Origin of the sequence: Arcobacter sp. L (genome assembly GCF_000284235.1) — a bacterium.
Lineage (GTDB): Bacteria > Campylobacterota > Campylobacteria > Campylobacterales > Arcobacteraceae > Aliarcobacter > Aliarcobacter defluvii.
Genome location: NC_017192.1, coordinates 1,927,341 through 1,941,785 on the forward strand (window position 1 = coordinate 1,927,341; position 14,445 = coordinate 1,941,785).

Annotated in this window: 12 protein-coding genes; all 12 read right to left on the bottom strand. The window is 27.5% G+C overall.

What is annotated here, in order from left to right; all coding sequences use genetic code 11:
- Positions 1 to 134: 134 nt before the first annotated feature.
- A complete protein-coding gene (locus ABLL_RS09595; protein ID WP_014474603.1) occupies positions 135 to 2,315 on the bottom strand; it encodes a CRISPR-associated helicase/endonuclease Cas3 in 2,181 nt (726 codons plus the stop codon).
- Positions 2,309 to 3,031 (bottom strand): type I-B CRISPR-associated protein Cas5b, encoded by a 723-nt coding sequence (gene cas5b / locus ABLL_RS09600; RefSeq protein WP_014474604.1) that lies wholly within the window; start codon positions 3,029 to 3,031, stop codon positions 2,309 to 2,311. Before cas5b ends, ABLL_RS09595 begins: the two co-directional genes overlap by 7 nt.
- Before the next feature lies 1 nt (position 3,032).
- A complete protein-coding gene (gene cas7i / locus ABLL_RS09605) occupies positions 3,033 to 4,346 on the bottom strand; it encodes a type I-B CRISPR-associated protein Cas7/Cst2/DevR (protein WP_014474605.1) in 1,314 nt (437 codons plus the stop codon).
- Positions 4,339 to 5,769 (bottom strand): type I-B CRISPR-associated protein Cas8b1/Cst1, encoded by a 1,431-nt coding sequence (gene cas8a1, locus ABLL_RS09610; RefSeq protein ID WP_014474606.1) that lies wholly within the window; start codon positions 5,767 to 5,769, stop codon positions 4,339 to 4,341. Before cas8a1 ends, cas7i begins: the two co-directional genes overlap by 8 nt.
- Positions 5,766 to 6,284 (bottom strand): hypothetical protein, encoded by a 519-nt coding sequence (locus ABLL_RS09615; protein ID WP_014474607.1) that lies wholly within the window; start codon positions 6,282 to 6,284, stop codon positions 5,766 to 5,768. Before ABLL_RS09615 ends, cas8a1 begins: the two co-directional genes overlap by 4 nt.
- A 97-nt stretch (positions 6,285 to 6,381) precedes the next feature.
- Entirely contained in the window at positions 6,382 to 7,128 is a 747-nt protein-coding gene (locus ABLL_RS09620; protein WP_014474608.1) for a CRISPR-associated endoribonuclease Cas6, read from the bottom strand.
- Between the two features lie 103 nt (positions 7,129 to 7,231).
- Positions 7,232 to 8,113 (bottom strand): ferritin family protein, encoded by an 882-nt coding sequence (locus ABLL_RS09625; RefSeq protein ID WP_014474609.1) that lies wholly within the window; start codon positions 8,111 to 8,113, stop codon positions 7,232 to 7,234.
- Between the two features lie 149 nt (positions 8,114 to 8,262).
- Entirely contained in the window at positions 8,263 to 10,635 is a 2,373-nt protein-coding gene (locus tag ABLL_RS09630; RefSeq protein ID WP_014474610.1) for a TonB-dependent receptor, read from the bottom strand.
- Between the two features lie 99 nt (positions 10,636 to 10,734).
- Positions 10,735 to 11,700, bottom strand: a complete 966-nt coding sequence (locus tag ABLL_RS09635) for a FecR family protein (RefSeq protein ID WP_014474611.1) — start codon at positions 11,698 to 11,700, stop codon at positions 10,735 to 10,737.
- 1 nt (position 11,701) lies between these two features.
- Positions 11,702 to 12,178 carry an RNA polymerase sigma factor gene (locus tag ABLL_RS09640; protein ID WP_014474612.1) on the bottom strand — a complete coding sequence of 159 codons (477 nt, stop codon included), beginning with the start codon at positions 12,176 to 12,178 and terminating at the stop codon, positions 11,702 to 11,704.
- A 79-nt stretch (positions 12,179 to 12,257) separates the two neighbouring features.
- Positions 12,258 to 13,790 (bottom strand): hypothetical protein, encoded by a 1,533-nt coding sequence (locus ABLL_RS09645; RefSeq protein WP_014474613.1) that lies wholly within the window; start codon positions 13,788 to 13,790, stop codon positions 12,258 to 12,260.
- A complete protein-coding gene (locus ABLL_RS09650; RefSeq protein ID WP_014474614.1) occupies positions 13,774 to 14,364 on the bottom strand; it encodes a hydrogenase maturation protease in 591 nt (196 codons plus the stop codon). Before ABLL_RS09650 ends, ABLL_RS09645 begins: the two co-directional genes overlap by 17 nt.
- Positions 14,365 to 14,445 lie beyond the last annotated feature (81 nt).

Below are 14,445 nucleotides of genomic sequence, written 5' to 3' on the forward strand. Positions count from 1 at the left end.
AATCATTTATATTAAACTGTTCGATTTTTTCGGACAATACATTTATTTTCATTTTCAACTGACTACGATTTGTAGCCAATCTACTTCGTATTTTTTTTAATTCAAACAGTTGTATTTTTTGCATGAGGTTCATTTTATATAAACATACTTTTATTTGAAATATCTGTCACTTCTTCATCTAATAATCCAGTTTCACAACTATATTTCAATCCAATCAATGGAAAAGCTTTTCCATAGTTGTGTGGTTCAACAAATTTAATTAAATCTTTTTTATATCTATATTTTTTATATTTATTTTTGCTTATCGACACAAATAACTTTTCAGCTTCTAAATATTGTTGATCTTTTACATATTCATTAAATTCATCAAAAAGTTCAATTGGAAGCACTTCTACACCATCAAACTGTTCAAAAAACTTTTCTTCACTCTCTTCATACACATTAAAAGGATAAAGATTGTCTAAAAGACTTCTAAAATCCTCTCTTAAATTATCTTCATTTAGTGCAAAAGGCTCATATATCTCATCTAGTAAATCTTGTACCATATCTTCGTTAATAACAATATTTTGAATTTTTTCTAAAACCTTCAAGGTATTTTTTATCAAAGTATTGTCATAAATGATTTTATGCACATCCTCAATCATAGTTGTCACATAACAATTAGCTTCATCACTTTCTTGAAGTAATCGGCTTTTAGATCTATAGACTCGTCCAAATCGTTGTAGTAGTGCATCAAGAGGAGCAGGTTCAGTAACAATCAAATCATAATCAATATCTAAACTTACTTCGATAGCCTGTGTTCCAACTAGTAATTGAGGCTTATTCTTGGATTGGACTTCTTTTTCTTTTTGTGTTCTATCTTTTGCATTAAATCCACTATGAAGTAAAGTTTTATAATCACATGAAATAGAAGCATAAATCTCTTGTGCTTTTACTACAGTATTACAAACTACTACAACAGTTTTGCCATCATTGATTTTAGTTTGAATAAAATCTTTTTGCTCATCGATTGAAAAATTAAGAAGTTTTATTTTATGCCTTTGAATTGTTGCAATATCTTCTTTTGATGGTCTAATTTCATTTTTGATATTTAAAATCTGTTTGATATGATTTTGCATAAAAGTAGGCATTGTAGCCGTCATGATAAAAACTTTTACATGCAATTTGTCTATGAGCCACTCTATAAAAAAGAGTATTCGTCTAAAAAGCTCTTTATCATAAATATGAATCTCATCAAAGATGAGATAACTTCCTGCAAGTTCCGTAAAGCCTTTTTCAAATCCCTTAACGCCAAAAGCCCATTTGAGTATTTGAAATGGCGTCACTACTTTAAAGGGTTTAATAATCTTTTTGTTTATATCGAGTAAATCTTTAAGACTTTGCCCATCTTTTTTCTCATAATATTCATCTATAAAAAATTTTGCTTTCCCATGTAAAAGCCCAACCAGTTCCTCGTTGCCAAATCCATCTTGAACACTTGAAACTCTTTTAGTCATAGCATTGATAGATGCAGTAAACGGCAAGATATAAAAAGCTCTTCCTTGCCTATTTTTGAGTTGATTTTGTAACCATCCTAGGCTACTTTCCGTTTTACCTTGACCTGTTGGAGCTATTAAGAGAGCATTCCCATCTTCACGCCAAGAAACTTCTTGATGATGATACGGTTTATGTTTTTTGTTATATAAAAAATTAAAATTATTTTGCTCTATAATAGGAATATTTTTTATTCCAGCTGATGCATTGTGATCGCAAATTGAAAGTGAAGCTGACAAAAAGATGTTTTGAAATTTTTCGAGTTCTGAAATCTTTTTTCTTGCTCTTCTTGAAGTCCATTTTTTAATATTTTCATCAATATTATTAACTAGCGAATCTTTCTTTTCAAATTTTTTTTCAGATAAAAATTGTTGAACCCATTCTAAATCCAATTCTTCAAACTCTTTATCTATCCATCTGTCTTGATTATATTTTTTGTTATTTTCATATTCATTTAGCAATTCTTTTAATTTTTCAAAATTTTTATGATGAGCTAGTATTGCATTGATTATAAGCTCATCATTTGTATAATTTTGTGCCACTAAAGCACTAATAATCTCATGTCTAAATCTATATGGTTTATTATTTTGCATCAAAGACTGGAAGCCTTTGGTAGCTTTGCCCAAATCATGAAATAGAATAGAGTAGTTTAAATAATCCCAAAAATCTACATCATCAAAATATATTTGCAATAAAGGGAATGCCAACTTAAAGTCTAAAGAAACATCAAGTAAATCTTGTATATGTTGTTCTAAACTCAAACCATCAGATTTTGCTAACATAAACTTCTCAATATAATAGAGCTATTTAACTCACCATCAAAATAAGCCTCTGTCGTTATCTCATTTAGAAGTTTTTTAAATTTCCAATTTTTTAGGTCAAACTGTTCTATCTTATTTCGTGGCTGTTCTAAAAAACTCCCTTGTCCGTCATTAATCAAAAATGGTTGCACTTTTCTTGGTTCTCTAACCACATTTTTATAATCAAAATATTTCGGCATGGCATAAATTTCACCAGAGCTTTTATATTCATTAAATGGCACAATCATTCCATTTAAAAGAGCTTTATTGGATTGAACAACTTCAATTTCTTTTATTTCAACAACTCTAGCCAAATCCCCACTTCGCCCAAGCAAAAGTTGAAAAATAGGTGATTTAAAAGCATTAGCAATGTTTTCATCTTCAAAGTAAAATGTCAAAAAACAATCATAAAGAATTTCTCTTTGAAAAGTTGGATCTTGTACCACATTTTTATTATTTACTGAATTGTTTTTTTTCTCAAATTTATAAATGGTTTCTAAATCCACATAAGAAGATTGGTATCTAAATACATAAGAAAATTTAAAATCAATCAATTTATCATTTCCCGTTGCAGAAGCTACAAGCCCTGCAATAGTTGAATAGGGAATTGCTTTGATACTTAATTGATTTGAACTTATAAAATTTGGATACCTAAAACTAGCCGTTTGTGCTGTAATAAGTACACGATAAAGTTTCATTTTAAATAACTACCGTATCTAACACTTTTGTAAATTCATCAATCATTGTATTAATTGAACCAACTGTGATTTCTATGCCATCAATTTTTATCGCCTCTATTGAAGCATTAGAAACTTCATCCATAAAGCCAGTGGCTTTCCCTATATAAATATCACTTCTAAAATACTCTCTATTGTCTTTAATCGCTTCTTCCAATGCTTTTAAAGACAATGTTGCTCGCCCATCCTCTTCAACAGCAATGTTGTCAAAAATATTGTTACCACCTTTGAGAACTGCTAAAATGATAAAATCAGGTTTGACACTCGCATAATTTGTTGTTCTTTTAGCTCCACCAGCTATTGTTTTGAGAGCGATAATAGTATCTTTTGCTCTTTGTAATCTAATTTCATTATTAAGTCTTGCTCGTTTGATATTTGGATTAATCAGATCATCAACTTCCGAGCCACTATTTTCTATAATTTGCTTAAAAGTAATATCTGTGATATTTTTATATCCAGAACGATTCGTTTTGGTAAACGTCCCTACTTGGTCTAAATCTAGAGAAAACATCCCCTTTAAAACTGTTGAATAAGATTGCTTTTCATATGGAACAGCATCACCCTCTTGTCTTGCCATTGTAGAAAACTCATTGATTAATTTTATTGGTGTAATTGATGTCAATATAGAGTTTTTAAGTGGACTAACTCTCGTAACACTCATATCAATCTTATAATCATCAGCTTTTGTACTACTTTTTAATATGTTCTTAGAAACAATCATTGCAATGATTTCAATATCAATATTTTGATCTTTTGCAACATCAACAATTTTACGTTCTTGTAATATTGCTTCTCGAACATCACTAAGAAGTTTATTGCTTAACTCTTCTTTTTTAACTTTATTTTTTTCTTTACTTAGCTTATCTATATCAGCTTTTTTGTTCTCTTTTAACTCTTTTTCAATTTCCTCAACTAAATCCTTGATATTTTCATTCAAAGCTCTCATGTAACCAAAAATATCATCATCAGGAAATTCTATTGGATTTACATCTGTATATGCAACTTTTTCATCTCTTGTTATTGGACTCAAACTCCATCCATTTAACCCTAAAGCTTCTCTCCACCAATATCGCCATGCTTGTCCTGCGACAACCGCATACCAACGACCGTTTTTATAGACTTTTTTAACTGCTGTTGCATTATCGGTACCTTGAGAGTTTGTACCATCCTTGCCCCAATTGTTTAGACTAGCACCATCAACATCTATCAATACCGAACTATGTACAAAATAATTTTTTATTTTGTCACTGCCTATTTTTTCTTGAAAATTACTCATCTTCACTATCTCCTTCTTTTGTAATGTGTTTTTCAAACTCTTCTTTTATATCATCATCTAAAGTAAGCTTTTCATATAAAGCAATCAACAAAATATCTTTTGTTTCTGCCCAACTCTCACCGCTAGGTAATATCTGAAATACCATTTCATCAGAAGTAAATAATGGCTCATTCGATTTTGTCAAAAACTTTCTCATAAGTTCTCTCAATTTTTCTCTAAATTCACTATGTGATTTTGTTCTCTCAAGTGGAAATACGATTTTTCTGATAAACTCTTTATCTCCGTTATTTAACTCTTGTAGCCTATCAGCAACTTTTTTAAGCACAATCAATCTTTCTTCTCTCATCCCTTGAATCTCCTTTAAATAAATTTGTGTTAAATGCCAACTAGCATGATTTTTCTTTAAAAAATAAAGTATTGATTTCCCTTGAATAAAGTTTTTAATCAATGGATTAAAATACTTCATTGTTGATTTGTAATCTTTATTTTTTATTACTTCATCCTCAAATGCAACTTTTTTACCATCATCCTTTCGTTCGTTATATGAGTACTTAAAAATAAGATAATTCCATTCATCTTTATCTTTTGTAGGTAAAGTATCTTTAAAAAACTTTGGTGCTACATGATGAATGAAATTCATTTGATTTTTCGTAACATGTATAAGAGTTACTTCACTTCCTTTATCCGTATTTGAAATCAAATAAAATGTAATATCTCCAAAAAGATTCTCTTCTTGTAACTCTTCAATTGTTTTATAAATAAAATTTTCAAAGATATTAATTTTTGAATCAACAAGCGAATCAACTTTTTTTACAATATTAGCATTGAAAATTTCAATATTTTTTTCACTCCAAAACTTATTTATTTCGTGATTATTGCTAATCATAAACCCCATACGACCAGCTGTTTTGTTCATATTAATTGGAGCAAAGAATAAGGATGTCATACACTCTTTACACACTAAAAATTGATTTGAAAAATTTGAGGTAAAGTTTGCATTACTATTTCCAGTAGTCAGAGGTAAAATAGTTTTACTAACACTACATAAATTATCTTTTTTCCCACAAGATAAACAATAGCCATTTTTTGATTCTTTTATCAAATCAGCATATTGTTCAAATGCTTGTCTAAATCGTTCATCAAGATTTTTGCTTGTTGAGTTATGAGTAAACTTTGAGTTAAAAGAAAAAACTTGATTCAATGTTTTTGCAGGTTTGAAAACATAAATATTAAAAAGTTTTTTAATTTGTTCTTCTATCTCCTCAAAACTTTCAAACTTATCTTTAGCACAAAATTCAATCAATCCAAGTCTTCCAATCTCCACCAGTGGGTCACCGACAGACTGTGAAAAATCTAAAACTACTTGCTCTTTTTCGTTTGGTGTTTCTATAGTCATAAAGTCCAATAAACTCTCTTGTTTCATCCCCTCTCCTCCCACAGCTTATAATCTAAATCAATCACATCTTTTGCTTTATTACACTCCATAGAATTTGAAAATCCTAAAAGCATATAGTCTTCACTTAACTTTTTAAAATCAATTTCCAACTTTTCCAAAATTTCTATTAAGTTTTTAAGCTGAGATGCAAACGGTAAGTTAAATATTCCCAAATTCATAGCACCATCCTCTTTATCTTCTATGATTGCATTAAATGGAGTTGGCTCTTTATCTTTAAAAAAGTCGTTATAAATAGTGTTAAGCATATAGAGATTTACATTTTCACCATAATAAAACAGCTCTTTTTTAGATAATTCAAACGTGATATATTCTTCTTTTAAAAACTTTCGTACATACTCTTTAAAAATTGCTCCTAAAAAACTATTATCACTGGGGTCAAAATAAAATCCTTTTTGTTCAAGAACTAAAGTCATAATATTATGCAAATCATTTTTGCTAAAAAGCCCTTTTGATTTCCAATGTACTTCTTGAATTGTTATCATTTCATCAACCTTTCAAATCATTTTATATATAATAGCCATGCAGATCCTAGGTAATTCCTCTCCTGTAAACTTTTACAGTGATGATCCTAGGGGTAATTTATTGCCTCTTCCAAATCATAAACCCACCACCATACGAACTTTTTTCACCCAAACCAACACCCAAACTCAAAAATGCTAACTTTTGACTTATTTCATCTTCATTTGGAATGATTCTAAATTTATTTCCTATAAGCCTTATTTTTTTCTGCATTTCATTTTTTGTTGTTGTGAAACATACAGATTGAGGTTTATGATTTTTTATTTCAAATAGTTGGATAAAATTTTGACTTACTTTTAGTTTTTCACCAAAAAACTCTTCATATTTTTTGATTAGGTTTTCTTGTAGTTGCTTTTGAAGTTCTATTATATCGCCACTTTTTTCCAAAGTCCAAAATAGTTGATGACTTTTTTCATTTTCTTTTTTAAGTGACACTACAACAGGTGTTGCACTATAAATTTCACTTATAAAAAACTGTTTTATATCTCTTTTTTCAACTTGTACAATTTGTAAATATGGATTATTTATATTTGCTCGTAGCAAATTAGATAGCTCTTTTGCAAACTTTTCATCAATTGTTCTAAAAGTAAAATAATAAGTATTACCTTTTTTATAAAGCTTATCTTTTTCGATAGGAAAGAAACTTCCAAAACAGTAATTATTAAATACATTTTGATTATGTTTTTGTTTATATTCATCTTTTTGACAAATTGAGTAGTTGATAAATTTTGAGATAGAATCAAAACTATCTTCAAAAGATACATCTTGTTTTAAGTATGTTATACATTTTAGTTCAAATATTTTCATAAAAATAACCTTTACGATAAGATAATTTATTTTATCTATCTAAAGATTATTTTTTTATTAATATTTAACTTATTTTTATTATTTAATCATTATTTTTAGTTATTTATATTTCTATCCCAAAATAATATTTTACTAAATATCCAATCAAAAAAGAGATTATCGCAACTCCAAAAGTGATAGCTGACATTTGTAAAACTCTTTTTATAAAGCTCAAATCTTTTGCAACACTTATATAAAAGTTATAAGAAACTATTGCCAAAAATGCACAAACAAACATCAAAATCAAAGCTTCAATAATAGAATCAAATATAAAAAATGGTACAACTAAAATTGCAGTTGTTAAGATATATGAAACTCCCGTATACAAAGAATATACCAAAGGATTTATCTCTTCACTTGGATTCTCTTTTGCTTCAAAATATGCAGACCCTGCCATTGATAAAGATGCTGCAATTCCCATAATAAGACCAGTAAGTCCAACAACCAAACTTTTATCAAAAGCAAAAGCTATACCACTTAAAGTTCCTGTTAATTCAACTAAAGCATCATTCATTCCTAAAACTATTGCACCTGCGTATAAAAGTTTTTTATCATTTAACATATCAATAAGTTCTAGTTCGTGTTGAGTTTCTTGTTCATATATTTTTTTTGATTCTGGATAAATTTCAAAAAGTTCTTTATAAAACTCTTCTGCTCCTGATTCTCTTTTTTCTAAAGATTTTAATGTAAAAGATGTTCCAAAAATTTTCACAAGAAAAACATACCACCAAACGATTAGATTTTGTGCATGAAGTTGTTTTTTTGTTATTTTCACCCAAAAATCATAATGACTTTTTTCTTCTTTCGCAATTTTTTCAAATATTTTTTTATTATTTTCATCTTTTTGAAAAAGTGCTAAAGCTTTATAAATAGTATAATCATTTATTTCATTTTGTTGTTGTAGTAAAGCTTTTTTGAGATTTTTTTTATCAAATGAAGTATCCATAAAAATTTCCTTTTGTATAATTTAACCTTATGATAGATATTACTACAAATAGTTTAAAAATAGAATATTTTATTATAAATTTAGGACTCTTTTATAAAAATAAAATTTAATTATATAAAGAGAAAAAAACTCTCTTTATAAATTGTAATTTAAAATTTCATATTCATAGATAATAAAAATGTTCTAGGAGTTCCTACTACATTTCCACCCGTATCCCAACCTAATGATTGATAATATTCTTTATCAAATAAATTATATACATTCAATAATACATCAAGATTTTTACTATATTGATATTTTGTATTAACCCCAACAGTGTAATATCCACTTTGTTTTATCTTATCAAAATCATTTGATTTTATATCATTTTGAGCATAAATATTTGCTCCAATAGTCCATTTATTTGAATCGACTGGCAATTTATAAGTAGTAGATACTTTAAACTGATGTTGTGGTAAAGTAGCATCAAAAGTTTTTCCAATATTACTACTATTTACATCTTTTGTATATTCTGCTTTTACATAAGTATATCCAGCAATTAACTGCCAATTATCAGTAACTGCTCCACTAATTTCTGTTTCAAAACCTTTACTTTCAACTTCTCCAGAAGCTCTTTTACAAAAACCACCAGTAGTTCCAGAACAAGGATTTGGTCCATTTAAATCATCAGTTGCTCTATTTTCTTGTTTAATTAAAAATGTTGCTATATTTGCATTTAATGCCCCATCAAAATATTCACCTTTTATACCAGCCTCATAATTCGTTCCTGTTATTGGGTCTAATAAATTCCCACTTTTATCTATACTATTTTGTGGTTGGAAAATCTCTGTCCAACTTGTATAAATAGAGTGATTATCGTCTAAATCATAAACTATTCCAGCATAAGGCACAACTTCAGCAGTTGCTTTATATGTAGCATCTGTTCTTAGATTCTCATTCTCATACCAACTCAATCTTGAACCTAAAATAAAATTTAAAGAGTCACTTAAATTCAACCTAGTCGCTAAATATGTACCTTTTTGTGTAACTTCTCTATGTAATGGCCATTTTGTCATATCAATATATGGTTTAGATACAATAGAAGAGTTCCAATTATATGGATCAACTAAAGGTCCATTAGTTGTCCAACTATAATCAGCCCAACCTCCCCAGTTTCTATTTTCAAATTTTCTATAATCTGCACCAAGCATCAATTCATGATTTCTTCCAAATAAAGAGTATGGTCCACTTAATGACACATCATAAGAATCTTGTTTATTATCAAGTTTGTATCTTTGAGTATTTTGATATAAATCTCCAGATATTCTACTAAATGCTGAAAATATTATATCTTGTTCTGGTCTTTTCCAATTTCCCGCTAGTTTTGCTTTCCAGTCATTACTAAAGTTATATTCTAATTCTGAAAATACTGTTTTATCTGTTTGTTTCCAATAATCAAAGTCATTTGATAGATTTGTTTTTCTACTTACATCTAAAAAACTTCCATCTGCATTTGTTGGTAATCTATTATATCCACCTGTATTGTCAACTTTTCTATAATGGAATCCTAAAGTTGCCATAAGATTGTCATTTATATCTGCTTCTACAACACTATAAAATTGATAATTTTTTTGTTCTGCATTGTCATAAAACATATCTCTATCTTGAGTTGTTATTACCGTTCTTGCCCTTATAGTTTTATCTTCATTTAAAGCTCCACCAACATCAAAAGTTCCACGATAATTATCATAACTACCATAACTTATACTAGCATTTCCTTTAGTCTCTTTTGTTGGTTTTTTTCTCACTAAATTTACTGTTGCTGATGGTGTTCCTGTACCTGTAGTTAGTCCTGTTGCTCCCCGTACTACTTCAACTCTATCATAAATATCTAAAGAATCATTATCTGCATTATAAGTTCCATTTGCTCCCGTACTTATAGGTACCCCATCTAACAAAATATTTGATATTTCAAATCCTCTAGCACTAAAATTTCCAGAATCACCTACTAAATAACCTTTGTCTATAGAAATACCCGTAATATTTTGCATAGCATCATCAAGTGTTGTATATCCAAAATCTTCTATTTGTTGTCTAGTCATAACACTAACTGATTGAGGAGTATCTCTTTGTGAAAGGTTTAACTTTGTTGCTGTATTCATTCGTTCTGTTGTATATGAGCCAGTTCCTTCTGTTGCACTAGTATATTTTTCATTTACTGAAACTTCTTCAAGTAAAGTTCCACTTCCCTCTGTAGATTTTTGTTTTATAATAATCGTTCCATTTTCAATGCTTGATTCAAGTCCACTTCCACTTAAAACTTTATCAAGAGCTGTTTTTACTCCTTCAACATTTTCTATTTTTGGCGCAGTTTTACCTTTGAGAAGTTTACCATCAGCTAAATATGGCATATTTGATTTTTTTGCTATCTTTTTTATAGAGTCTTCAAGGCTTTGTTTTTCTAAGCTAAAATTATCTTGAGCATATAAACTCAATGATAAAACTAAACTTAGAGCGATTTTTGAATATGATTTACTTTTCATGTTTCCTCTTCTTGTTAATTATGAGAATCATTCTCTAAATAATAAGACGAATTAACTTATAAAAAGTGGATATGTTTTTGAAAAGAATTTTAAAATTTATTAAAATTTTTTAGAAATATAAAATATTTCACCTTTTTTATCCACTTTCAAAGCATAGATTTTTGTCAGGGCAAATAAAAATTTATCAAACTCCTCTATTTTAAAAGAACCACTAACTGAGTATTTTTGTATGCTATTTTCTATGTTTGTATTTATATCTTTATATTTTTTAAACTCATTTATAGCGTCTTGTAAGCTTTCATTTTGAAAATATAAAATTCCATTTTTCCAAGATGCAATATTTTCTATGTCTATATTCTTTAATTGATATTTAGTATTTTCTTTATCAAAAGAGATATGTTTTCCTTGTGTTAAAACTGCAATCTCTTTATAAGCATTATTTTCAAGTTTTTGAACACTCACTTTTCCATTTATAACATCAATATCTATTTTATCTTTTTGGTTTTTTACTTCAAAATTTGTACCTAAAACTTGAACTTTTATTTTATCTGCATTTACTATAAAGGGTTTTTTATCATCTTTTGTTACATTAAAAAGTGCCTTTCCAAAACTCAAATTTACTTCTCTTTTATCTTCATAGTATTTTATATCTACTTTTGCTTTTGCATCAAGAGTAACTACAGAACCATCAGGTAAAGCTATATTTTCTACAAATTTATCTGTTTGGAAAGTATGGGTTATTTTAAAATTCTGATATTCAAAAGCTGTAAAAATACTAAGACCAATAACAAAAATCACACTTGCGGCCAATGATAAAAATCTTAATTTTCTTAAACTTCTCTCTTTTTTTATCTCTTGATAAACTTCTTTTGAAATCTCATCTTTTAAATTTTGTGAAAGTGAAGAGTATAAAAACTGTAATTTTTTTATTTTCTCAAAAGCCTTTTTATGTTCGATATTTTCAGTTATCCAAGAATCAAATTCTATTTCTTGACTTTTGCTAAAGCCATCTTTTTTACAGGTAAAAAAATATGCTGCTTTTTCTTGTATATATTCTTTATTCATCTTAGTTCCATTGTTTTTTTTCGATATATTCAGTAAGTTTTGTAGTTGCAGTTATAACATATTTTTGTACGCTATTTAGATTTAAGTTCATCATAGTTGCAATTTGTTTTTTAGTAAAACCTTCAAAAACATGAAGTACAAAAACTTGTTTTAAGTGTTTTGGAAGAGTTTCTAAGGCTTCTAACAGTAGTTCTTCTTTTACATTTTCAAGAACTATTTCATCAGGTTGTTCATCTTTTGAGCAAAAATATTCTTCTTCCTCGTATTCTATAAACTCTTTATTTTTATCTTTTCTTGATTGGTCAATTACTATATTTCTTGCAACTTTGTATAAAAAAGCTCTTTCATTTTCTATGGTTGTTTCTTTTGACTTTTCAATAGTTTTTACATAAGTTTCTTGTATGATTTCAATGGCTTGTTCTCTATCACCAACCATTTTTTGGACAAAATAAACTAACTCTTTGTAATATTCTAACATCTATCCACTTTTGTTTTTGAGAGATGTTATCAAAATTAGTTTTAGATTTTGCTGTAAGAAATTCTAAAATTAGAATTTCTTAATAGTCTAAAGGATACTCTTTAGGTAAGATTGTATTAAAATTTTTACTTAAAGTTTTTATTACTTTTGATAATAAAATAGAATTAGCAAACATATTTCCACACAAAACAACATCTGTTGCTTTTGTCTCTTTTGCAATTTCATTTACATAATTACTTATAAACTCACTCAAGCTTTCATAAAATGAATAAACCAATGTAATATTATCAACATCTGCCATTTTATAAGCCATTATTGATTGAACTATTCTTCTATAATCTAAATAATTTATTCCATCAAAATTTATAAGTTTCATATCAATCTGAATACCACTTGATAAATTTGCACTCAAAGCAGTATCTTCAAACTCTTTAGCACTGTTTATTCCTAAAACTTTTGCACATAAATTAATAATAGACTCAAAACCATTTGCATTTGCTGGAACATCACTTTCTAAAACAAATGGAAATTTTTTACTAAAATTTGTAATTAATCTTGCACAATGTTCATCAATATCAGCTATTTCTTCAAAACAATTTTTTATATTATTATGAATGTTTGGAATAACTATAATTTGTTTTATACCTTTTGTAGGAAGATTTATAGATATTGAACTTTTTTGATTATTTTGAGAAAAATAAACTCCAATACTTGGAACTAATCTTTTTGCTACTTGAGCTAAAATAGCTTTATAAACACCACCATTATCATCAAAATACTCTTTTGAACTATTAAACTTTTTTCTTGCAATAAAATCATATTTAGGAAATAATCCTTTATCACCACTTACTATGATATTTTGTTCTTTATTATATGTAACTTTTAAGCCATCTTGATAAACTTCATCATTTGCATATAAAACATAATCTATTCCATTTTCTTTTAAAGATTTGGCAAATAAAACAACTTCTTTATCATCAGGAATTTTTGCATAAATAAAGTTTGTTGAACTAAACTCTTTATTTGCATTTTTTAAAAGTTTAAATTTCAACTTTACAAGTGGTCGTTCTATTGAACATAAAAGTTGAAAATCTTTCATATTTAAATCAAAAATTTCATCAAGTTTAGTAGTATTTGTAATAAGAAGTTTTACTTCATAACCTCTTTTTTCAAAGTCTTCTCTTATATTCTTATTTGGTAAAAAGTAATCTTTTAAACCATTATGTGTTTCAAATCTTGAAATCTCACCTTTTGAAATTTTTACAATATCGTTTAAAAAATCGATATTATTCTCTTCAATTATCTGTTTTATTGCATCGTTTGTTAGAAGAGTCAGATTTTGTTTTATATCAAAATCTTCAATTTCTTCTAAATTTTCATCATAACTTTCAATAACATAAGAGTTTCCTATAAATATTGACATTGGCAATTTTTTTTCAAGTAGTGCAAAAAAACTCTCAATATTTGAAGCTTCTTCCTCTAATATAATTAAAATAAATCCTTGATATTGTTTGCAAACAGCATTTACTTTTGCTTCTTTTATAAGTTTTTCTATAATATATTTAAAATATAAATTCGTTGTATTAAATTCTATTTTATAGATTAATTGCATGTGTAAAATCTTCCTCATTTGGTATTCTATTTAAGTGCTCGCCATTATAACTTCCTATCATACTTTTTACGACATCACTTATTGCAATATTATCTACTTTAGTAGCTTTTATACCTAAAGATTCTATCTCTTTTATACCATTTAAAATAAACTCTTCAAACTTATCTTCCATTTTTTGTGTTAATCCAATTTCAACACTTATTATATCTTCTGGAATAATTCCTATAATTGTTACATTTGCATGAGAATCTAAAACAGAAACTATCTCTAACATCTCAACAATTTCAACTTCGTGAGCTGTTTTCCTATAGTTCCCAAGTCCTAAAAGAACATCACTTGGAAGTCTATAAATTCCTCCAACTTCATCCTCAATAGAAACTGTATCTAAAATAATTACATTGTCATATTCTTGAAAATATGCCATTAGTTTAAAACCTAATGTTCCACCATCAATAATTTCTAAGTCTTCATCATCAAACTTATAATTTTGTTTGATATATTCACTTGCATAAATTCCTATACCTTCATCTTTGAAAAGCATATTTCCAACGCCAATAACAATATTTTTTTTCATTAAATTACACCCTTTATAACTCTTTTATAAATTTAGTAATTAAACTTATAAAAAAGTTAATAAGGTTAAGCCTTTATGCTT